Here is a 22,806-nt window from a genome sequence, read left to right on the forward strand (position 1 = left end):
GCCGGAAGCGGCTGATCTCCGGCGCTTCCGGGAGTGACTGATCTCCGCCCGTCGGCGCTGAGTCGGACCTCACGTCGCCGCGGGGCACGGGCACACCCCGCGGTCCCGTACACTGGACCACGGCCCATTTCGCGGCCCATTTCGATTGTTAACCACACTTTCGGCACAGCCATGCCCCGAACCCGGGGCGCGCGTGCCCGGCTCGTCTCTTCTGCGCGGCTGTTGTTTCAGGCTGCACTCCGCGACGCGCCCAACGTCCGGAGAGGTATATCCGCGTGACCGACGCCGTCCCATCTTCTGCTGCCCTCGATCAGGCCACCGCCGATCAGGCCCCGCAGTCCACCTTCGCCGAGATCGGCCTGCCCGCCCCCGTCGTCGCGGCTCTAGCCCGCGACGGCATCACGGTGCCGTCGCCGATTCAGGCGATGTCGATCCCCGATGCGATCGCCGGTCGCAACGTCCTCGGCCGCGCACAGACGGGCTCCGGCAAAACGCTGGCGTTCGGGCTTCCGATGCTGGCCCGCCTGGCCGGACGCGACGACCGGCCCGCGCCGAAGCGCCCGCGCGCCCTGGTGCTGGTCCCGACCCGCGAACTTGCGGTCCAGGTCGTCGACTCCCTGTTCCCGTACGCGTCCGCGGTCGGTCTGCGTGTCCGCTCCGCGGTGGGCGGCATGGTGTTCACCAAGCAGGTCGAGCAGCTCTCCCGCGGGGTCGACATCCTCGTCGCGACACCCGGCCGCCTGGGCGATCACCTGCGGCAGGAGACCTGCATCCTCGACGAGGTGGAGATGACCGCCCTCGACGAGGCCGATCAGATGGCCGACATGGGCTTCCTCCCCGAGGTCCGCTCGATCCTCGAACAGACCCGCCCCGACGGACAGCGGTTGCTGTTCTCGGCGACTCTCGACCGGGAGGTGCAGTCGCTGGTCCGCCGGTTCCTGTCCGACCACGTCGAGCACGCCACCGAGGACGGGCGCGCCAGCGTCGACACGATGGAGCACTACGTGCTCAATGTCGACCGCGGCCAGAAGGACGCGGTGCTCGCAGAGATCGGATCCCGTGAGGGCGGCCGCACGATCATGTTCGCGCGCACCAAGCTCGGCTGCGAGGGCATCACCGAACGCCTCCGTGAGGTCGGCGTCGCCGCCGAGGCACTGCACGGCGGCAAGGCGCAGAACCAGCGCACCCGGGTGCTCGAACGGTTCAAGGCGGGGCGCACCCCGGTTCTCGTCGCCACCGACGTCGCCGCGCGCGGCATCCACGTCGACGGCATCGACCTGGTCGTGCACGTCGACCCGCCGGCCGATCACAAGGACTACCTGCACCGGGCCGGCCGCACCGCCCGCGCCGGCGAGAAGGGCACCGTCGTGTCCGTCGTGCTGCCCAACCAGCGCCGCATGGTGCGGCGGCTCACCGGGGCTGCCGGCGTCGACGCCACCGAGGTGAACGTCGGCCCCGGCTCCGAGGAGCTCGCCGCCATCACCGGTGCTCGCACGCCGAGCGGGGAACCGGTGCGCGAGCGGCGCAGCGAGCGGTCCTACGGCGACCGCCCGCGCCGGGACGGCTACGACCGGCCCCGCCGCGACGGCGGCTACCGCGGTGACCGGCCCCAGCGGGACGGCGGATACCAGCGATCGGGCGAGCGCTCGTACGGCGACCGCCCGCAGCGCGACGGCTACCGCAACGACCGCCCGCAGCGCGAGGGCGGCTACCAGCGCAGCGGCGACCGCCCCTCCTACGGCGACCGGCCGCAGCGGGACGGTTACCGCAACGACCGTCCCCAGCGGGACGGCTACCGGTCCGACCGCCCGCAGCGCGACGGCGGCTACCAGCGCTCCGGCGACCGCCCCTCCTACGGCGACCGCCCGCAGCGGGACGGCTACCGCAACGACCGTCCGCAGCGCGACGGCGGCCACCAGCGCTCCGGCGACCGCCCCTCCTACGGCGACCGGCCGCAGCGGGAGGGCGGCTACCAGCGTTCGGGCGACCGCTCGTACGGCGACCGCCCCCAGCGGGACAACCACCGGTCCGAGCGCCCGCAGCGCGAGGGCGGCTACCAGCGTTCCGGTGACCGCTCGTACGGCGACCGGCCGCAGCGGGACCGCGGCTACCAGCGCTCCGGCGACCGCCCCTCCTACGGCGACCGGCCGCAGCGGGACGGTTACCGCAACGACCGTCCGCAGCGCGACGGTGGCCACCAGCGCAGCGGCGATCGCTCGTACGGCGACCGCCCGCAGCGCGGTGAGCGTGCCGCCGGCGGGTTCCGCTCCCGCACGGAGCGCCGCTCCTACGACGGCTTCGACGGTCCGCACCGCGACCGCTGACCGCACCTCTCGACGCGATCCCACCGACGCCGCCACCCGCCCCGCGGGTGGCGGCGTCGTGTTTCCCGGCGTCCTGCCATCCCAAGGTGCGAGACCCTGAAGTTTCGCTCGTTCACAGGGCAGGGAATGCTTGACCGCATGACCGACAACACCTCCTCGACTGCGCGGGCCCAGATCGGCGTCACCGGACTTGCCGTGATGGGTTCGAACATTGCCCGCAACTTCGCTCGCCACGGGCACACGGTTGCCCTGCACAACCGCAGCGTCGCCAAGACCGACGCCCTGATCGCCGAGCACGGCGCCGAAGGCGACTTCGTCCGCACCGAGACCGTGGAGGAGTTCGTCGCGGCTCTGCAGCGGCCGCGGCGCGTGCTGATCATGGTCAAGGCCGGCGAGGCGACCGACGCGGTGATCGAGGAGCTCGCGGCGGCGATGGAGCCCGGCGACATCATCATCGACGGCGGAAATGCCTTGTTCACGGACACTATTCGTCGTGAGTCCTCGCTCCGCGAGCGTGGCCTGCACTTCGTCGGCGCCGGCATCTCCGGCGGAGAGGAGGGTGCACTGAACGGGCCGTCGATCATGCCCGGCGGCCCGAAGGAGTCCTACGAGTCCCTCGGCCCGCTGCTGGAGTCCATCGCCGCGGTCGTGGACGGCACGCCGTGCTGCACGCACATCGGCCCGGACGGCGCGGGACACTTCGTGAAGATGGTGCACAACGGCATCGAGTACGCCGACATGCAGCTGATCGGCGAGGCGTACCACCTGTTCCGCGACGCACTGGGCTTCGACGCCGCGCAGGTGGCGAAGGTGTTCGGCGAGTGGAACACCGGCGAGCTGGAGTCGTACCTGATCGAGATCACCGCCGAGGTGCTCTCGCAGGTGGACGCGAAGACCGGCAAGCCGCTGGTGGACGTGATCGTCGATGCGGCCGAACAGAAGGGCACCGGACGCTGGACGGTGAAGTCGGCGCTCGATCTCGGCGTCCCCGTCACCGGTATCGCCGAGGCCGTGTTCGCGCGCGCCCTCTCGGGCTCGCGCGAGCAGCGCAAGGCCGCACAGGGGCTGGCGTCGGGCGTGCTGGGTGACAAGCCCACCGATGCGGAGCAGTTCACCGAGGACATCCGCCGCGCGCTGTACGCGTCGAAGATCGTTGCGTACGCGCAGGGCTTCGACCAGATCCGTGCCGGCAGCGTCGAGTACAACTGGGACCTCACCCCCGGGGACATGGCCACCATCTGGCGCGGCGGCTGCATCATCCGCGCGCGATTCCTGAACCGGATCAAGGAGGCGTACGACACCAACCCGGAGCTGACGTCCCTGATCGTCGAGCCGTACTTCAAGGATGCAATCGAGAACGCGATCGACTCGTGGCGTCGCGTGGTCGCGACCGCGACGATGCTGGGCATCCCGGTTCCGGCGTTCTCCTCGTCGCTGTCGTACTACGACGGCCTGCGCGCCGAGCGGCTGCCGGCCGCACTGACGCAGGGGCAGCGGGACTTCTTCGGTGCACACACCTACGAGCGCACCGACCGCCCCGGCAAGTTCCACACCCTCTGGAGCGGCGACCGCAGCGAAGTCGAGGCCTGAGCGACGTGAACACGCGGCCCCGGGGCACCCGCCCCGGGGCCGCTGACGCACCGTCAGGACGCCAGGCTCCCGCCCGCCGGCATGCCGAGCAACGGTTGCACCACGTCGGCGCCCGGTTCCCCCTCCCACGGCAGTCGGCCGGCGCAGTCCGCCCACACGGCCTGCAGGGCGCGCACCCGGCGACGCCCGTAGAGGTCGGTGGCTCGCAGCAGCCACTGTTCGGGCCGGCGCACCTCGACGAGACACACGTCGAGCCCGCCCACGGTGAACGTGTCCCCCGCCGCCAAGGGCGGCCCGTCTCCCATCAGGGAGCAGAGACCGCCCAGGACCTCGGCCGACTGATCGGCGACCCGGCCGGTGATCACCAGCTCGGGCCACTCCTTCGCGGTCAGCCCCACCGAGTAGCAGTAGGCCGGATGTATCCCGCTTTCGTCGATCGCCGATTGCACGTACTGCAACGCCCAGCCGTACCGCTGGATCACCCGCCGCAGGTCCTTGCGAAGTCGCGCAGGCGACTTCCCGTCACACATCTCGCACATCTGACCACACCCCCATCGCTCGAATAATCGAAACTGTGTTCGAGTTTCGAGTGTGCCCCGGGGCACCGACACGATTCATGTCCCCGCACCCGGGTGCGCCAACGCCCGGCCGTGACGCTTGCCGAACCGAGTAGTCTGATGTTGCTGTCGCCGTCGAGGTGATCACACGCACAAGGCACCGTGGGGAGGTCCCGGTGACCGAAGCACATCCACCGGACTCGAATCCGGCACACGATGCGAAGACAAGGCCGAACGAGCAGGCCACGCCGGAGATCTGCGACGTCTGCATCGTCGGTGCCGGCATCGCAGGCCTCAATGCCCTGTTCGTCGCCGGCCGGTACCTGACCCGCGATCAGCGAGTCATTCTGATCGAACGCCGCCAACGTGTGGGCGGCATGTGGGTGGACACCTACCCGTATGTACGCCTGCATCAACCGCACGGCATGTTCACCGCCGGCAACATCGCCTGGACACTCGACCGCAGCCCGTCCTACCTGGCCACCAAGGACGAGGTGCTCGACCACTTCGAACACTGCCTCGACGTGATCAAGGAGCACGTGCGGGTCGACGAATTCTTCGGCTGGTCCTTCGACTCCTGCGACGAATCCGACGGGATCGTGCGGATCTCCTGCAGCTCGCCCGACGGGCGGCGACAGGTCGTCCTGGCGAAGCAACTGATCAAGGCCTACGGCTTCGACTTCACACCGAACGATCCACTCGCGGTGTCGAGTTCCCGGGTCCGATCGGTGTCCCCCGACCACTGCGACGTACGCGTGGGAGAGATGCGGGAGACCGCCACACCGGTCTGGGTGATCGGTGGCGGCAAGACCGCGATGGACACCGCGTACGCACTCGTCACCGCGTATCCGGGCCGGGAGGTGAACCTGGTGGCCGGCGAGGGCACGTACTTCATCCGCCGCGACCGCACCTTCCCGCTCGGGGCCCGGCGTTGGTGGCGCGGCCCCCTACCCAACGCAGTGGCCGCGGAGACGGCCCGACGATTCGACGGAACAAACGAGATGGACGTCGCGCGGTGGCACTGCGCAGAACACGGCATCAGTCTCGTCCCGGGGGCCCGAAACTTCCTGCTGGGCATCCTGTCGGAATCGGAGAACAGGGCGATCGCCGCCGGCGTGAACGACGTGATCATGGATCGGTTCGTGGACGCCGTCGATCGCAACGGCGCCACCGATCTCGTGCTCCGGAGCGGCGCGACGAAGACGATCGAACCGGGAAGCTGGATCGTGAACTGCACGGGGTACGTGAGGTTCGACCGACCCTACGAGCCTTACGTCTCCGGCACGGGGTCGGTCGTGTCGGTACAGGCGCGCTCCGCGATCCTCCACCTGCCGTCGTTCATGGGCTACTACCTTGCGCACCTGTTGTTCTCGGGCAGGATTCGCGAGATCCCGCTGTACGAACTCGACGTGGGTGGCCTGCTGAGAAATGGCGGGAAGCCGGTGTTCTCCTACACCGTGATGACGCTGGCGATGTACAACCTCGGCCTCATTGCAGACGCACTGCCGTCCCGGGTGTTACGCGACTGCGGGCTCAACTTCGACCGCTGGTATCCGATGCATCGCCAACTGCAGGGGGCAGCGCGGTTCGCGGTCACCAGTCACCGGGACCGCGAGCACCACCGCCGGACGTTGGACACCGTTGGTGAGCGGTTCGACATCCGGTGCGGCCCGCTGATCCAGGCCTGAACACCGCGTCCAGGTCGGAACGTCGGTTCGGGTGTCGGTAGTGTCGACCTGCGACGATCACTCGTTCCCGGCTTCCAGGAGATTCCATGCCCACCTTCGCCGACCTCGGCCTGCCCGCGACGCTGGTGCAGTCCCTGAGGCGCGAGCAGATCGTCGACCCCTTCCCGATCCAGGCGCTGGTGATCCCGGACATCCTCACCGGCCGTGACGTGCTCGGCCGCGGCCCGACCGGTTCCGGCAAGACCCTCGCGTTCGGCCTGCCGATGCTCCTGCGCCTGAAGGGCTCGTTCAGCGCCCCGAAGCGGCCTCGAGGGCTGGTGCTCGCCCCGACCCGGGAATTGGCGACGCAGATCGAGCGGGCCCTCGACGAGTCCGCGCTCGCGCTGGGACTGCGGCTGGCGTCCGCGACCGGAGGGGTCGCGACCAAGGGCCAGGCCCAGCGACTCGCACGCGGGGTGGACCTGCTCGTCGCGACGCCGGGGCGGGCGCTGGACCTGCTGCGACAGGACGCGCTCGCACTGGACGACGTGGTGGTCACCGCGATCGACGAGGCGGACCACCTCGCGGAGATCGGCTTCCTTCCGGAGGTGACCGCGATCCTGGACCGCACCCCGGAATCTGGTCAGCGGCTGTTGTTCTCGGCAACCCTCGACGAGGACGTGGACACCCTGGTGCGCCGCTACCTGCACGACCCCGTCACCCACGCGACCGCGGCCGCCGCGGCGCCGGTGTCCGCCGGCGACCACCACGTGCTGTTCGTCGACCGGACGGACAAGGCCGCGGTGGTCGCGGAGATCGCGTCCCGTCCCGGCAAGACGTTGCTGTTCGTGCGCACCCAGCACGGCGTGGACCGCCTGGTCGCACAACTCGCCGCGGTCGGGGTGCGGGCCGGGACCCTGCACGGCGGCAAGTCGCAGGCCTTCCGCAGGCACGCGCTGTCGGCGTTCACGTCGGGTCAGGTCCCGGTGCTGGTCGCCACGGACGTCGCGGCGCGCGGGATCCACGTCGACGACGTCTCCCTGGTCGTGCACGTCGATCCGCCGGCGGACCCGAAGAACTACCTGCACCGCGCGGGCCGCACCGCACGCGCAGGCGCGGAGGGGCGGGTGGTGACGCTGGTGACCGAGGACCAGCACGACGAGGTCGCGTCGGTGATGACCCGGGCCGGGGTCGATCCGGAGGGTGTCCCGGTCCGGCCCGGCAGCCGAAAGCTGGTGGCGCTGACCGGTGCCCGCCGACCGTCCGGGGTGCCGGTCCGGGACGAGGCCCCCCGCCCCGAGCCGACGGCGACCGCGGCCCGGCCCGCGCGCGGCGGGCGGCCCGCCTCCCGGAACGCCCCGTCGGGTCGATCCCGAGGACAACAGCGGCGCGGCAGAGGAAGCTGAGTGCATGCCCGACCTGCCGCTGCCGGCCATCGTCTGCGCTCTCGTGGGGGCGCTGCTGTTCGCGGTCGGCTCGGTGGCACAGCAGTCCGCGGCTGCGGGCGTCGAGGAGGGCGACGCCCTGCTGGGCGAACTGGTGCGTTCCCCACGCTGGTGGGTCGGTGTGGGCGGCGACCTGGGCGGCTACGTCTTCCAGGCCACGGCCCTCGGGTTGGGGTCGGTGCTGGTGGTCCAGCCGCTGATCGTGAGCACGCTGCTGTTCGCGCTACCGATGTCGGCGCGATTCGCGGGCACCCGGATGACGACCCGAACGTGGGTGACGGCGATCGCGTTGGCCGCGTCGCTGGCGGTCTTTCTGGTCGTCGGCAACCCGACCGAGGGCACGGCGACGGCGACCCTGCGGCACTGGGCGATTCCACTGACCGTGGTGGCCGGCGGCTGTGTGCTGGCGGTCGCGGTGGCACTGACCCGGATCCCGTCGGGTCCCCGCGCACTGCTGCTGGGTTCGGCGTGTGGCGCGATGTACGGCGTGGCGGTCGCGTTGACGAAGCCGGTGCTCGACGAGTTCGCGCACGGCCCGGCGGCGGTGCTGACGTCGTGGGAGCTGTGGGCCCTCGCGGCCGCCGGGGCCACCGGGTTCTACCTGCAGCAGCGTGCGTTCCAGGCCGGGTCGCTGGCCGCGTCGCTGCCGGCGATCACGATCGGTGAGCCGCTCGTCGCCGCCTACCTCGGATTCACCGTGCTCGGCGAGCGGCTGCGGACCGATCCCCTCGGTGTGGCGGTGGTCGTCGCGGCGGTGATCGTCATGGTCGTCACCACGATCGCGCTGTCCCGGTCGCAGGCGCACGCGAGCGCGGGCGGACCGGCCGCGGAGCCGGTAGCGTCCGAGGCGTGCGCTTCCTCGACGGACAGACCCCGCCCTACGACCTGACCTACGACGACGTGTTCCTGGTGCCCAGCCGCACCGACGTGACGTCCCGGTTCGACGTGGACCTCGCCAGCCGGGACGGATCCGGCACCACGATCCCGATCGTGGTGGCGAACATGACCGCGGTCGCGGGCCGTCGGATGGCCGAGACGGTTGCGCGGCGCGGCGGCATCGTCGTCATCCCGCAGGACGTGCCGGCGGCCGCGGTCGCGGAGACCGTCGCGTTCGTCAAGAGCAGGCACCTCGTCGCGGACACCCCGGTCACCCTCGGCCCGGACGCCTCCGTCTCGGACGCGCTGGCGCTGTTGCCGAAGCGGGCGCACGGCGCGGTGGTCGTCGTCGACGGCGATCGACGCCCCGTCGGGGTGGTGACCGAGGCGGCCTGCGCCGACGTCGACCGGTTCACTCGCCTGAGCGCGGTCGCCGTCACCGACTTCGCGGTCGCGCCGGTCACTGCGTCGGCGCGGGAGGTGTTCGAACTCCTCGAGTCGCGGCACGATCCGATCGCGGTGATCGTCGACGGCGACGGACGCCTGGAGGGCGCGCTGACGCGGACCGGCACCATCCGGGCCGGCATCTACACCCCGGCCCTCGACGCCGACGGCCGGCTGCGCATCGCGGCGGCGGTCGGCATCAACGGCGACGTGGTGGCGAAGGCGAAGGCCCTGGTTGACGCGGGTGCCGACGTGCTGGTGATGGACACCGCGCACGGGCACCAGGAGAAGATGCTCGAGGCGCTGGCTGCCGTCGCGGCGCTGGACCTCGGGGTGCCGCTGGCCGCGGGCAACGTCGTCTCCGCCGCCGGCACCCGGGACCTGGTCGCCGCCGGCGCGAGCATCGTCAAGGTCGGGGTCGGTCCCGGCGCGATGTGCACCACCCGGATGATGACCGGGGTCGGGCGCCCGCAGTTCTCGGCGGTCGCCGAATGCGCGGCGGCGGCACGCGAACTCGGCGCCCACGTGTGGGCCGACGGCGGCGTGCGGCATCCCCGCGACGTCGCGCTGGCGCTCGCGGCGGGCGCGTCGAACGTGATGATCGGCTCGTGGTTCGCGGGCACCTACGAGTCGCCGGGCGACCTGCGGTTCGACGAGGAGGGCAACGCCTACAAGGAGAGCTTCGGGATGGCGAGCAAGCGGGCGGTCGCGGCCCGCACCGCGTCGGACAGCGGGTTCGACCGGGCCCGCAAGGCGCTCTTCGAGGAGGGCATCTCCAGTTCCCGGATGCGCCTGGATCCGGTCATGCCGGGCGTCGAGGACCTGATCGACCACATCTGTTCCGGGGTGCGCAGCACCTGCACCTATGCCGGGGCACGCACCATCGAGGAACTGCACGACAAGGCGGTCCTCGGGGTGCAGTCGGCAGCGGGGTTCGCGGAGGGGCGGCCGCTCCCGGCGGGGTGGTGACGGGGTCAGGTCACGGCGAGGCCGCCACGTGACGCGGCTCGCCGTGACCGGACATATCGCCGGCTGTCGGTAGAATGGTTCTCTCGACCAGTGTGCGCCCGGGTCATCCGGGCACGACGAAAGGACCAAGGTGCCCGAGGCACCCACTTTGACCCGCGACGCCGAATCCGGCGGCGACGACAGCTCCACGACGGAGGGCTCCTCTACCGAGCCGGGCGACAAACCCGGCGACCCCTTCCCGACCCCCGTACGGGGGCGATAGACCATGCAGATCGCAGTGACAATCGTCAGCCTGCTCGGGTTCCTCGCCCTGACCGCGGGAACCGCCGTCTTCGTGGCGGCGGAGTTCTCCCTGACCGCGCTCGAGCGCAGCACGGTCGACGCGCATGCCCGCGACGGCGATCGCCGCGCGCGTCAGGTTCAGCACGCGCACCGCACCCTCTCGTTCCAGCTGTCCGGCGCTCAGCTGGGCATCACGATCACCACCCTGATCACCGGCTACATCGCCGAACCCGTTCTCGCTCAACTGATCACGCCCGGCCTCAAGGCCGTGGGCGTATCCGAGTCGGTGGCGTCGGGCATCTCGCTGGCGCTGGCGCTGATCATCGCGACGTCGCTGTCGATGGTGTTCGGCGAGCTGGTCCCGAAGAACCTGGCCATCGCGCACCCGCTGGCCACCGCCCGCGCCACCGCCGGTCTGCAGGCGTGGTTCTCGACGGTGTTCCGGTGGGCGATCAACGGGCTCAACGGCGCCGCCAACTGGGTGGTGCGCCGGCTCGGTGTCGAACCGGCCGAGGAACTCCGGTCCGCGCGTTCGCCGCAGGAGCTGGGCTCGCTGGTCCGCATCAGTGCCCGCAGCGGCACCCTGGACCCGGGCACGGCGCTGCTGGTGGACCGGTCGCTGCGGTTCGGTGAGCGCACCGCGGAGGAACTGATGACCCCGCGCGTGAAGATCGAGACCCTCGACCTGCACGACACCGTCGCCGACCTGATCGACGCCGCGTCCCGCACCGGGTTCTCCCGGTTCCCCGTCGTCGACGGTGACCTCGACGACACCATCGGCGTCGTGCACGTCAAGCACGCCTTCACCGTGCCCGCGTCCTCGCGTGCGACCACCCAGCTGATGGTGCTCGCGCAGAAGGTGCCCGTGGTGCCGTCCAGCCTTGACGGCGACGCACTGATGGAGCAGGTCCGTGCCGACGGCATGCAGGTCGCGCTGGTCGTCGACGAGTACGGCGGTACCGCAGGCCTGGTGACCATGGAGGATCTGATCGAGGAGATCGTCGGTGACGTCCGCGACGAGCACGACGATCCGGAGATCGACGTCCAGCGCAGCGGCGACGGCTGGATCTGCGCGGGCCTGCTGCGGATCGACGAGGTCCGGCAGGCCACCGGGTACGCGGCCCCCGAAGGTGAGTACGACACCCTCGGCGGGCTGGTGCTCGCGCGGCTGGGTCGGATCCCGGAGGTCGGCGATGAGGTGGTGCTGCCCGATCCCGACGGCTCCGATGTCCGGCGCGCGGTCGTCGGCGACGCCTCGGCCGGGGGCTGGATGGCCCGCGTCACCGAGATGGACGGCCGGCGGATCGACCGGGTCGTGCTGACCCCGGTCCCCGCGGAGACGATCGCAGCGCACGTGCTGCGCACCGGCCAGGAGGCGGACGATGAATGACCTGCTGGCCGTCGCACTGACGGTTCTCCTGCTGGCGGGCAACGCGTTCTTCGTTGCGGCCGAGTTCGCCCTGATCTCGGCGCGCCGTGACCGCCTCGAGGCGCTCGTGGCGCAGGGCAAGACCCGGGCCCGTACCGTGATCCGGGCCGGTGAGCACCTGTCGCTGATGCTGGCGGCAGCCCAGCTGGGCATCACGATCTGTTCGATTCTGCTCGGCCGGGTCGGCGAGCCGGCCATCGCGCACCTGATCGAGAAGCCCCTCGACCTGGTCGGCCTGCCGGATCAGCTGCTGCACCCGATCGCGTTCACGATCGCGCTGGCCCTCGTGGTGGTCCTGCACATCCTGCTCGGCGAGATGGTGCCGAAGAACATCGCGATCGCCGGACCGGAGCGGGCCGCGATGCTGCTCGTGCCGATCCACCTGGGCTTCATCAAGCTGGCGAAGCCGCTGATCGCGTTTTACAACTGGTGCGCGAACTCGGTCCTGCGCCTGCTGCGGGTCGAGCCGAAGGACGAGCTCGACACCACCGTCTCCGAGATCGAGCTGACGGAGATGATCGGCGAGTCCCGCTCGGAGGGGCTGATCGACGCGGAGGAGCATCGCCGGCTGACGCAGGCGCTGCACACCACCGGACGGACCGTCTCGGACGTGCTGATCCCCCTCGACAAGGTCCGGACGGTGCCGCTGACGGACCGCGGCACCACCCTCGGCGCGATCGAGAGGGCGGTCGTCGAGACCGGCTACTCGCGCTACCCGGCGGCCCTGCCGGACGGCACCCTCGTCGGCTACCTGCACCTGAAGGACGTGCTCGACGAGGTGCTCGACGAGTCCGCCGGACCGGACACGGTCGTCCCGCGCGCCGATGTGCGGCCGTGGCCGCGACTGCAGGTCCAGACACCGCTGGACGAGGCCCTCGCCGTGCTGCGGCGGGCGAGCAGTCACCTCGGTGAGGTGGTCGACGCCGACGGCCGGTGCCTGGGCATCGTGGCGCTCGAGGACCTGGTCGAGGAGTTTGTCGGCACCGTCCGTGACGGCACCCACCGGATCACCGACGCCGTGCCCGGCCAGCGGACGCCGTGACACAGGTCCGGACGCGGCTCGGCGGTCCGCTCGTTCTCGCCGAGGACGAGTGGACCGCCGCGCGGGACGCCCACCAGGCCCGGGTGGACGCGCTGATCGGTCCGCATCTGGGTCGGCAGGCCCGCGGGGTGAAGCACCCGGTGGTGGACTTCCTGTTCACCTACTACAGCCTGCGGCCGGCGCAGCTGCGCCGGTGGCATCCCGGCTTCGGGGTGCTGCTCGCCGGGCCGTCGGCCCGCGACTACGCGGAGTTCTCCGGGTACCGCGAACAGGGTGACGGGGTGGGTGCCGACCCGGCCCTGCTCGACCGGCGACGCTCGATGCTCGAGTTCACCGAGCGGGTGCTGGCGGGGACCGCGTCCCGGCCCGCCCAGCTCGGCTGCTTCGGCCTGCACGAGTGGGCGATGGTGTACCGCGGTGGCGAGGAGGCGGTGCGCCATTCCGGTGTCCCGCTGCGGCTCGGCCCCGACGGCACCGACGCCGTCGTCGAGTCGATGAACCTGCGCTGCACGCACTACGACGCGTTCCGGTTCTTCACCCCGGATGCGGTGGGCCGCAACGACGTTCCCCTGTCCCGCGAGGATCAGGCGGTCCGCGAGCAGCCGGGCTGCCTGCACGCGGGCATGGACCTGTACAAGTGGTGTTACAAGCTGGTGCCACTGGTCGACTCGGACCTGCTGCTGCGCTGCTTCGAGCTGGCGATGGCCGCACGGGAACTCGACATGCGGGCCAGCCCGTACGACCTGCGTGAGCTCGGGTACGGCCCGGTTCCGATCGAGACGCCGTCCGGCCGCGCCGAATACGTGCGCGCCCAGTCCGCGCTCGTCGAGCGGGCGGCGCCGCTGCGGGCCGAACTGCTGGACACGTGCCGGGCCCTCCTCGACCGATAGGGTCTGGTCCGTGTACACACCCGCAGCCTTCGCCCTGACCGAGGACGAGACCGCGTCCGCTCTGCGCCGCGGCGGTTTCGCGCACCTGGTCAGCGCCGGGCCCGGCGGGCTGCTGACCACCTCGCTACCGCTGCTCTACGACGAGTCGCGGCACGCCATGGTCGGGCACATGGCGCGGGCGAACCCGCATTGGCGTGACGGCGCCGACGCGCAGACGGTCGCGATCTTCTCCGGCGTGCACGGCTACGTCTCCCCTCGCTACTACCCGGCGACGGCGCCGACGACGCGGATGGCGCCCACCTGGAACTACGAGATCCTCACGGTGCACGGGCGGCTGATCGTCCACGACGACCCGGACTGGCTGCGCACGCACGTCACGGCGATGACCGAGGAGCACGAGCGCGGACGCGACGCGCCGTGGCGGGTGACCGAGGTCGAGGAGGTGAACGTGACGGCGATGCTGCGCGCCATCGTCGGCCTGGAACTGCCGATCGAGCGGGTCGAGGCCAAAGCGAAACTGAGCCAGAATCAGCCCGACCGGAATCGGCAGGCCGTGATCGACGCGTTGGCGGTGTCGGCCGATCCCGGTGACCACGCGCTCGCGCACCGGATGACGACGACGCAGCCCCGGCATCCCTGACCGCCGCCGAATCGCTGTCCACCGCGGTGGACCCGAACGAGAACATGAGCCCGGAGGACGTCGACCTTCTCGAACTCGAGGATCCGGCCGTCGACGGCGGATGAGCCCGCGTCGAATCCCGGCGTGCGAGAACCTGGTCCGATCGCCGAGCGGCAGCAGCTAGATTCGGGCGCGAGGAATCCGATCGTCCCCGAGCGAAAGCAGCGCTGGTGAATCTCACCCACGAAGACATCGACCGCGACGAGCACGAGCGGCGCAAGGCGCTGTACGGCCCGCTCGCGGAGGCGGTGCGCGAGCTCGTCGACGCGACCATCCGCACCGAGGTCGAGGATGAGGTGATCCGCGAGGTGCATGCGGAGGTCGTCGCCGCCACCGCGAAGCTGCGCACGAGGCAGCTCGAGGGCGCGTTCGGGATGCGGATGACCGCCGAGGGCGAGACGTACTCGTGGGGCAACGCCGGTGTGGGACTGCGCAACGCCGTCGCGCCGCCGCTGGTGATCGAGCGCGACGACACCGGTCGGCACTGGACGGACGTCACCCTCGGTGCCGCGTACGAGGGCCCGCCCGGCCTCGTGCACGGCGGTATCTGCGCGCTGGTCCTCGATCACGTGCTCGGCATGACGGGCAGCGCGGAGGAGCGCCGCCTCACGGGCACCCTGACGCTGCGTTACCTGCGCGGCACCCCACTCGGGCCGTTGCACTGCGAGGCGCAGGTGGTGAGCGTGGACGGGCGGAAGGCGACGGTGCGCGGCACCCTCTCCGACGCCGAGGGCGTCACGGTGGAGGCGGAGGGAATCTTCGTCTCACCCTCCCGGTAGCCGACCGGGGACGGTGGCCCGCGCGTACCAGGCGCGGGCGTCGAGCGTGAATGGGCCGTCCGGGAGCTCGGCCCGGCACGCGTCGCGTACCGCCCGCTTCCCCTCCCTCGACAGCTCCCGCAGGTACTGGCCGGCCGGACCGACCGCGAAGGTGAAGGGTTGCCAGAAGTCGTCGAAGTCGAGGTAGCCGACCCGGGCGGTGAGCGCACCGGAGACCACCTCCGACAGTCCGGCGTGGCGCATCCGCGCGGCGATGTCACCCTCGGCGGTTCCCGCCATCGCGGACTCGCCGACGACGTCGGGGTCGTGGATGCGTACCGCCGTCCAGAACAGGCGGAGCATGGTCATGCCGCCGGCGGTGGTGTCCCACATGCAGGCGGCGACGGCGCCCCCGGGCCGGGTCACGCGGGCCATCTCGCGCACCCCGCGGTCGGGATCGCGCATGAAGCCGACAACGAGCGCGGACATCGTGGCATCGAATCGTCCACTCTCCCAGGGCAACTGCTCCGCGACCCCCTCCCGCACGTCCGCTCCCGGGTTCCGCTGACGGCAGGCCGCGACGAACTGCGGCGCCGGATCGATCGCGGCGACGTTCGAGGCTCCGACCCGGGCCACGAGTTCCCGGGTGAGCGCGCCCGGGCCGCAGCCGACATCGCAGACGCGCCAACCGGAGGCCACCCCGGCCGCGTCGGCGAGCGCGGGCGCCAGGGACGCCCCGTAGCGTCCCATGTAGCGGTCGTACTGCTCCGCCGGTGCGGCGAACTGCATGTCGCCAATCAACCGCGCCTGCGGCGAACCGTCAAGTGCTGGACAGCACCGGCACACCCGCCTAGATTCACACAACAGTCCAGACAGTTGTCCAGAACATCGGTTTGTCCAGAAAACTTGGGAGGTTCGGTGCGGTTCACGCTCGAGGACATCGACGCCGAGGAGATCACCCGCCGCGAGACGGTCTACGGCCCGCTCGCGAACGCGGTTCGCGAGCTGATCGACGCAACGATCCGCACCGAGGTCGACGAGGACTCGATCCGTGAGGTGGAGGACCAGATCCGGTCCGCGACCGCGCGACTGCGCGACCGTCAGATCGACGGCCCATTCGGGGTGCGTTTCACCCAGGACGGCCACCCGATGCCGTGGGGCAACGCCGTCGTCGGTCTGCGCAACGCCGTCGCTCCCCCGCTGACACTCGAGCGGCACCCGGACGGCTCCTGCACGAGCGAGTTCACCCTGGGCGCCGCCTACGAGGGCCCGCCCGGGCACGTGCACGGCGGCATCTGTTCCCTGGTGCTCGACCACATCCTCGGCATGGCCGCCGCACCCGCCGACAAGCCGAGCTTCACCGGCACGCTGACCCTGCGCTTCCGCCGGGCCACCCCACTGGGACCGCTGCGCGCCGAGGCCCACATCGACCGGGTCGAAGGCGTGAAGACCTTCGTCGTGGGAACCCTCTCCGACGGGGACGGCGTCACCGTCGAGGCCGAGGGCGTGTTCATCCTGCCCGCGTGGGCACGGGAGGCCACCGAAGGCTGACCGGCTCTTCGCCCGAGCGTGAGGCGGTCACGGCACCCGGTGGGTCCACTCCGCGGCCGCGAACTTGGTCCGCACCAGCTCCCGTGCGGCGTCCAGCTCGGCGTCGGTGTAGACGCCCGGTCGGGTGTCGTAGCGGGCGCGGAAGTGCGCGGTGAAGGCGGCGATGATGTCGGCGCGGGCCATGCCGGTCTGCGAACGCATCGGATCGACCCGCTTGCCGGAGCTCGTGATGCCCTTGTCGGAGATCTTCTCCCGTCCGATACGCAGCACCTCGGTCATCTTGTCGGCGTCGATGTCGTAGGCCATGGTCACGTGGTGCAGCACCGCCCCGGCCGAGAACCGCTTCTGCGCGGCACCGGCGATCTTGCCCTGTTCGGAGGCGATGTCGTTGAGCGGCACGTAGCGGGCCTTGATGCCGACGTCGGCGAGCGCGCCCATCACCCACTGGTCGAGGAATTCGTACGAGCGCTCGAAGCTCAGCCCGTCGACCAGCGACGTCGGCACCGACAGCGAGTACGTGATGCAGTTGCCGGGCTCCATGAACATCGCGCCGCCACCGGAGATGCGGCGGACGATCCCGATGCCGTGCCGGGCCGCGGCGTCCTCGTCGACCTCGTTGCGCACCGACTGGAAGGACCCGAGCACCACCAGCGGCGAATCCCAGTCCCAGAACCGCAGGGTGGGAGGGCGCGTGCCTGCGGCCACCTCCCTGGTGATCACCTCGTCGAGTGCGACGTGCAGCGCCGGATCGAGCACCACGGGTTCGATCACGTCGAAGGTGTGGTCGTGCCAACTGGTGGCATGGCCGAGCGCGCGGCGGATCGCGACACCGACGGATTCGGGCGTGAATCCGATCATCGACACGTCGTCTCCGATCTTCTCCGTGATCGCCCGGCCGAGCCGAGCGGCGTCGGCCGTCGTGGGAAGGCCGGTCACCGCGGCGGTGATGTCCCCGAGCGCCTCGTCCGGCTCGAGAAAGAAATCTCCGGACAGCGACACCCGCGACAGGTGCCCGTCGTCCACCTCGACATCGACCACCACGAGTTTGCCACCGGGAACCTTGTACTCACCACGCATGACCGTCAACCCTAGGCGAGTCGATCCCGGGGTCCGCCGCGCCGGGTCCCGACGGGCAGGACCGGACACACCGGACCGTCCGGGCAACCTCTACGTTGACTGCGGAAGAGGCGCGGCGAGAGGAACGGTGGGATGACGGACGTGACACAGGACGCGGTGGAGGATCTCCAGGCGACGATGTTCGACCTGCTCGGCCGAATCGCCGCGCTGGAGCAGGACGTGTTCCGCACCGTCGGTGCCGGCGGTCCGGAGTTCGAGGCCGCGCACCGTGCCGTCGTCGACTTCTCCGAGTTCACGCTGCGACCGTGGCATCGGGCGGTCCAGGAGTCGCTGTATCCGGCGGCGGCGCCGGTGACGCGGGCCCAGTTGCTGGTCGAGGGCCTGCTCGGCGAGTGGCAGATGGTCGAGCAGGCCTACTCGCGGCTCTCGTGCGTGAGTACGGACCGAGTGCGGGTCGCCGCCGACATCAGCTCCCTGCGAGTCCTGCTGGTGGCGTTGCTCGGCAAGTGCATGGACCTGCTGGTTCCCGCGCTCGCCGAGGACGGCGTTCCCCTCGCCGACGCGGCCGGGAAGGTGGCGGCGTCGGTGACGGAGCAGCATCGATAGGGCGGCCGCACGACAGGTCACGGACGTTCGAGCGGAAGGCAGATGTGGCGGCCACGGCTCGGCCCGCCGTGACGCATTACGCCCTGCGACGTCGGCCGCTTGAGTAACATCCGCATGAGTTGGATCCCACGGATGTCGTCACGCAGCCAAGGAGTTCGACGATGGAGCTCTCACGACGTGGATTCTTCGGTCTGGCAGGCTCGGTCGCCGCTGTCGGCTGGCTGGGCGCACCGTCGGCCTCCGCCAGGCCGGGTGTGCCGATACCCCCACCACCGGTCCCGATCCCGGACCTGCCGCCGGCGGGCCCGTTTCCGCTGAACTTCGCGTCGCCGCCACTCCGCCGCTTCGTCACCGACCTGCCGCGCCTGCCGACCGCCGCGGCGTCGGGAACGCTCACCGCGCAGTCCAGCATTCACACGTACCACCCGGATCTTCCCGCGACGACGGTCCTCGGCTACCACGACGGCATCCTCGGCCCCACTCTCGAGGCCCGTCTCGACGTGCCGACGACCGTGTCGTTCGTCAATTCGATCGACGTCAACCCTCTGGGCGGGGCCGTCGATCTGACGATGGAGGGTGCCACCGAGGAGGATCGGACGAATCCGCGGACGACGGTGCACCTGCACGGCGCCCGGAGCCGGCCCGACTCGGACGGGCATCCGTTGATCACGTGGCGGCGTGGTGGTGTACAGACCAACCACTACGCCAACGACCAGGAGGCCGCGACCCTCTGGTACCACGACCACGCAATGGCGAACACCCGCCTGAACGTGCAGGCCGGACTCGCCGGGTTCTATCTGCTGCGCGACGAGTTCGACACCGGCCGCGCCGACAATCCCCTGGGCCTGCCTGCCGGGGAGTTCGAGGTGCCGATCGTGGTGCAGGACCGCACCTTCAACGCCGACGGAACGCTGCAGCCGATGCTGGCCCGCTACGTGCCGAGCGGCTACAACCAGGGCGGCCAGTTCGGCGACGTCGCCGTGGTCAACGGAGTGGCGTGGCCACGGATGACGGTGCGGCGCACGCTGTATCGGCTGCGGCTGCTGCAGGGCTCGAACTCGCGCACCTACCGGTTCGCGTTCTCGAACGGGATGCCGTTCACGGTGATCGGCGGCGACCAGGGCCTGCTCGACGCGTCCGTCCGCACCGACCACGTCGTGATGACTTCCGGAGAGCGCGCCGACGTGCTGGTCGACTTCTCGGCGCTCGCGCCGGGCGAGTCGGTGACGCTGGTCAACACCGCCCTCAACAGCGTCGGCAATGCCGTGATCGCGATCCCGCCACTGCCCGAGATCATGCGGTTCGACGCGGATCGGGCCGTGGCCGAACCGGTCCGTGTGCCGGCGCGGCTGCGTGGCGGGCCGGGGCTCCCCCCGACGATCGCGCCCGCCACCACCGACGGTGTCGCCCGTACCCGGGTCATGACGTTCCTGGCACGCTTCGACCTGGACCGGACCGCCGCGGTGTTGCCGCTGATGGGCTCGATCAACAATCTGCCGTTCCTCACCGACGACATCGACGTCGCCGGGGCCGGGACGACGGAGATCTGGCGCGTCGTCAACACCTTTCCGTTCGAGCATCCGGTGCACCTGCACCTGGCCCGGTTCCGGGTCCTCGGCAGGCAGAAGCTGTGGACGGCCGGCTACATGGCGACCTGGCCCCCTCCGCTCGAGCACGGCGTCCGCTGGGCGCCGGACCCGTCCCCGTTCCTCATCGGGGAGCGCGCGTCGCCTGCGCCCTGGGAGGCCGGCTGGAAGGACACCACGCTCGTCGAGTCGGACTCGGTGCTCACCCTCCTCGTGCACTGGCCCTCGGTCGCGGACCTCGGCTTCGATCCGGACGCGCCGATCCCTGTCCCGGCCGATGCCGCGGGCGGCCACGGCGACCACGAGGAGGTCCGCGGGTACACGTGGCACTGCCACAACCTCGAACACCAGGACCACGACATGATGCAGCAGATCCGGGTGCGCGGGTAGGAGCGCACCCGTACGCGCTTCGATCCGTGCGCACCGTTCGCCGCATCCTCGCGACCGCTCGCCGCTCCGGACCGGGACCCGACCGCCCGTGTCGCGGTGCCGCGTGCCCGAGATCCTGACCAAACCGTATGATCTGTTTCCGACGGCCGACTCGCCCGTCATGATCGAGACCGTGGCCGGACGCGCACCATACGTCCGCAACGGCCGGCGCCCACCTCACGCGCCTCAGCACCAGTGCTGTTTTCGTCGATTTCCGCCCCGGCTGCGGCCCGGCCCGATCTCCCCGGGAAGCTACCGCCGGGTAACATTGTTGTCGTCCCGTGTAGGCGTCCCGCTGGGCCGCCGCTGGTACCGGAAAAGTGAGGCTGTTCAAATGACTGAACGCGTGCAGGTCGGTGGTCTTCAGGTCGCCAAGGTGCTCTACGACTTCGTGAACAACGAGGCCCTTCCCGGCACCGGCGTGGACGCCGACGCCTTCTGGGCCGGCGCCGTGAAGGTGATCGAGGACCTCGCCCCCAAGAACAAGGAACTGCTGGCCAAGCGTGACGACCTGCAGGCGCAGATCGACGGCTGGCACCGCGAGCGCGCCGGACAGCCGCACGACGCCGCCGCATACAAGGCCTTCCTGCAGGAGATCGGCTACCTCCTGCCGACGCCGGAGCCGTTCCAGGTCACCACCGCGAACGTGGACGCCGAGATCGCCACCACCGCAGGCCCACAGCTGGTCGTGCCGGTCCTCAACGCCCGCTTCGCACTGAACGCCTCCAACGCCCGCTGGGGCTCGCTGTACGACGCGCTGTACGGCACCGACGCGATCTCCGAGGCCGGTGGCGCCGAGAAGGCGCCCGGAGGAAAGCCCGGCTACAACAAGGTTCGCGGCGACAAGGTCATCGCCTGGGCCCGCAACTTCCTCGACACCGCCGCCCCGCTGGCGAAGGGCACCCACGCCGACGCCACCCGCTACTTCGTCGACGGCACCGAGCTGAAGATCGAGCTCGGCTCCGAGGTCGTCACCAGCCTCGCTCAGCCGGAGAAGTTCGTCGGCTACCTCGGCGAGAAGGACGCGCCGACGTCGGTGCTGCTGCGCAACAACGGCCTGCACGCCGAGATCCAGATCGACGCCACCTCCCCGATCGGCTCGACCGACGCCGCCGGCGTCAAGGACGTCGTGCTCGAGTCCGCGATCACCACGATCATGGACTTCGAGGACTCGGTCGCGGCCGTCGACGCCGACGACAAGGTCGTCGGCTACCGCAACTGGCTCGGCCTCAACCGCGGCGACCTGTCCGAATCGTTCGACAAGGGCGGCAAGACCCTCACCCGCACCCTGAACGGCGACCGCACCTACACCGCCGTCGACGGCTCCGAGCTGACCCTGCACGGCCGGTCACTGCTGTTCGTCCGCAACGTCGGTCACCTGATGACCAACCCGGCGATCCTCGACGCCGACGGAGGCGAGGTGCCCGAGGGCATCCTCGACGCCCTGGTCACCAGCGCGTGTGCGGTCCACGGCCTGACCATCGACGAGGCCCACGGCCCGCTGAACAACAGCCGCACCGGCTCGATCTACATCGTCAAGCCGAAGCAGCACGGCCCCGAAGAGGTCGCGTTCACCACCGAACTGTTCGGTCGGGTCGAGCAGGTCCTCGACCTGCCCGCCAACACCCTCAAGGTGGGCATCATGGACGAGGAGCGCCGCACCACGGTGAACCTCGCCGCCTCGATCAAGGAGGCGTCCGAGCGGGTCGTGTTCATCAACACCGGCTTCCTCGACCGCACCGGCGACGAGATCCACACCTCCATGGAGGCCGGCGCGATGGTGCGCAAGGCCGAGATGAAGAAGCAGCGCTGGATCGCCGCCTACGAGGACTGGAACGTCGACACCGGCCTGGCCGCCGGTCTGCAGGGCAAGGCGCAGATCGGCAAGGGCATGTGGGCGATGACGGACCTGATGGCCGACATGCTCGAGCAGAAGATCGGCCACCCGAAGTCCGGCGCCAACACCGCGTGGGTGCCGTCCCCGACGGGCGCCACCCTGCACGCCACCCACTACCACCAGGTGGACGTGTTCGCGGTCCAGGACGAGCTGAAGGGCAAGCCGCGGGCCACCGTCGACGACATCCTCACCATCCCGCTCGCCCCGTCCACCGACTGGTCGGACGCCGAGAAGCGCGAGGAGCTCGACAACAACTGCCAGTCCATCCTCGGCTACGTGGTGCGCTGGATCGACGCCGGTGTCGGCTGCTCGAAGGTGCCGGACATCCACGATGTCGCTCTGATGGAAGACCGTGCGACGCTGCGGATCTCGAGCCAGCTGCTCGCCAACTGGCTGCGCCACGGCATCGTCACCGAAGCGGACGTCGTCGCCTCGCTCGAGCGGATGGCCCCGGTGGTGGACCGGCAGAACGCCGGCGACGCCACCTACCGGAACATGGCCCCGGACTTCGACTCCAACATCGCCTTCCAGGCGGCGAAGGAGCTGATCCTCGAGGGCGCCAAGCAGCCGAGCGGCTACACCGAGCCGATCCTGCACCGCCGCCGCCGCGAGTACAAGGCCGCCAACGCCTGATCCGGCTCGGTCGACCGACCGCACCGCCGTCCGAGACCCTCGGACGGCGGTGCCGTCGTTCACGGCCGCCCCCGC

Annotated in this window: 18 protein-coding genes; 15 read left to right on the forward strand and 3 right to left on the reverse strand. The window is 70.6% G+C overall.

Translation table 11 applies throughout. From position 1 onward, the window contains the following. The first annotated feature begins 275 nt into the window (after positions 1–275). Together ACWEPG_RS05850 and gndA are read left to right on the forward strand one after the other, a co-directional pair. Positions 276–2,324, forward strand: a complete 2,049-nt coding sequence (locus tag ACWEPG_RS05850; RefSeq protein WP_452594045.1) for a DEAD/DEAH box helicase — start codon at positions 276–278, stop codon at positions 2,322–2,324. Between the two features lie 138 nt (positions 2,325–2,462). Then, entirely contained in the window at positions 2,463–3,914 is a 1,452-nt protein-coding gene (gene gndA, locus ACWEPG_RS05855) for an NADP-dependent phosphogluconate dehydrogenase (RefSeq protein WP_450116803.1), read from the forward strand. Between the two features lie 53 nt (positions 3,915–3,967). On the opposite strand, the gene ACWEPG_RS05860 is transcribed toward gndA, so the two are convergent. Beyond that, positions 3,968–4,444: a DUF4262 domain-containing protein gene (locus ACWEPG_RS05860; RefSeq protein ID WP_450116804.1), complete on the reverse strand. Its 477-nt coding sequence runs from the start codon at positions 4,442–4,444 to the stop codon at positions 3,968–3,970. A 203-nt stretch (positions 4,445–4,647) separates the two neighbouring features. Between ACWEPG_RS05860 and ACWEPG_RS05865 the strand changes: the two genes are divergently transcribed. From ACWEPG_RS05865 to ACWEPG_RS05905, 9 genes are all read left to right on the forward strand, one after another. Then, positions 4,648–6,159 (forward strand): FAD-dependent oxidoreductase, encoded by a 1,512-nt coding sequence (locus ACWEPG_RS05865; RefSeq protein ID WP_452594046.1) that lies wholly within the window; start codon positions 4,648–4,650, stop codon positions 6,157–6,159. A gap of 86 nt (positions 6,160–6,245) precedes the next feature. After that, entirely contained in the window at positions 6,246–7,544 is a 1,299-nt protein-coding gene (locus tag ACWEPG_RS05870; protein ID WP_452594047.1) for a DEAD/DEAH box helicase, read from the forward strand. A gap of 4 nt (positions 7,545–7,548) precedes the next feature. Next, positions 7,549–8,472: a DMT family transporter gene (locus ACWEPG_RS05875; RefSeq protein WP_450116807.1), complete on the forward strand. Its 924-nt coding sequence runs from the start codon at positions 7,549–7,551 to the stop codon at positions 8,470–8,472. Continuing rightward, positions 8,433–9,872 carry a GMP reductase gene (guaB1, locus tag ACWEPG_RS05880; protein ID WP_452594048.1) on the forward strand — a complete coding sequence of 480 codons (1,440 nt, stop codon included), beginning with the start codon at positions 8,433–8,435 and terminating at the stop codon, positions 9,870–9,872. Before ACWEPG_RS05875 ends, guaB1 begins: the two co-directional genes overlap by 40 nt. Positions 9,873–10,137: 265 nt before the next feature. Continuing rightward, complete coding sequence (locus ACWEPG_RS05885; protein WP_450116809.1) at positions 10,138–11,544, forward strand: hemolysin family protein; 1,407 nt, start codon at positions 10,138–10,140, stop codon at positions 11,542–11,544. Further along, on the forward strand, positions 11,537–12,625 hold the full coding sequence (locus tag ACWEPG_RS05890; RefSeq protein ID WP_450116810.1) for a hemolysin family protein: 1,089 nt from the start codon (positions 11,537–11,539) through the stop codon (positions 12,623–12,625). The genes ACWEPG_RS05885 and ACWEPG_RS05890 overlap by 8 nt, the downstream gene beginning before the upstream one ends. Next, positions 12,622–13,515, forward strand: a complete 894-nt coding sequence (locus ACWEPG_RS05895; protein WP_452594049.1) for a 3-methyladenine DNA glycosylase — start codon at positions 12,622–12,624, stop codon at positions 13,513–13,515. The genes ACWEPG_RS05890 and ACWEPG_RS05895 overlap by 4 nt, the downstream gene beginning before the upstream one ends. Before the next feature lie 10 nt (positions 13,516–13,525). After that, positions 13,526–14,155 carry an FMN-binding negative transcriptional regulator gene (locus tag ACWEPG_RS05900; RefSeq protein WP_450116812.1) on the forward strand — a complete coding sequence of 210 codons (630 nt, stop codon included), beginning with the start codon at positions 13,526–13,528 and terminating at the stop codon, positions 14,153–14,155. Positions 14,156–14,364: 209 nt separating this feature from the next. Then, entirely contained in the window at positions 14,365–14,973 is a 609-nt protein-coding gene (locus tag ACWEPG_RS05905) for a PaaI family thioesterase (protein ID WP_450116813.1), read from the forward strand. Here the strand turns inward: ACWEPG_RS05905 and ACWEPG_RS05910 are convergent. Beyond that, positions 14,959–15,741, reverse strand: a complete 783-nt coding sequence (locus ACWEPG_RS05910; RefSeq protein WP_452594050.1) for a class I SAM-dependent methyltransferase — start codon at positions 15,739–15,741, stop codon at positions 14,959–14,961. The two genes, ACWEPG_RS05905 and ACWEPG_RS05910, sit on opposite strands and share 15 nt — an antisense overlap. 129 nt (positions 15,742–15,870) lie before the next feature. On the opposite strand from ACWEPG_RS05910, the gene ACWEPG_RS05915 reads away from it, so the two are divergent. After that, the gene (locus ACWEPG_RS05915) at positions 15,871–16,503 is read left to right on the forward strand and encodes a PaaI family thioesterase (RefSeq protein WP_450116815.1); all 633 of its coding nucleotides are present in this window, start codon (positions 15,871–15,873) and stop codon (positions 16,501–16,503) included. Positions 16,504–16,530: 27 nt separating this feature from the next. Here ACWEPG_RS05915 and ACWEPG_RS05920 read toward each other — a convergent pair whose 3' ends face one another. Next, entirely contained in the window at positions 16,531–17,580 is a 1,050-nt protein-coding gene (locus ACWEPG_RS05920) for a lipoate--protein ligase family protein (protein ID WP_452594051.1), read from the reverse strand. 132 nt (positions 17,581–17,712) lie between these two features. Here ACWEPG_RS05920 and ACWEPG_RS05925 point away from each other — a divergent pair, with 132 nt between their 5' ends. From ACWEPG_RS05925 to ACWEPG_RS05935, 3 genes are all read left to right on the forward strand, one after another. Then, entirely contained in the window at positions 17,713–18,186 is a 474-nt protein-coding gene (locus ACWEPG_RS05925; protein WP_450116817.1) for a hypothetical protein, read from the forward strand. A gap of 161 nt (positions 18,187–18,347) precedes the next feature. Beyond that, positions 18,348–20,162: a multicopper oxidase family protein gene (locus ACWEPG_RS05930; protein WP_452594052.1), complete on the forward strand. Its 1,815-nt coding sequence runs from the start codon at positions 18,348–18,350 to the stop codon at positions 20,160–20,162. A gap of 373 nt (positions 20,163–20,535) precedes the next feature. Next, the gene (locus ACWEPG_RS05935) at positions 20,536–22,731 is read left to right on the forward strand and encodes a malate synthase G (protein WP_452594053.1); all 2,196 of its coding nucleotides are present in this window, start codon (positions 20,536–20,538) and stop codon (positions 22,729–22,731) included. Positions 22,732–22,806: the final 75 nt, after the last annotated feature.

This window comes from Rhodococcus sp. NPDC004095, assembly GCF_053604015.1.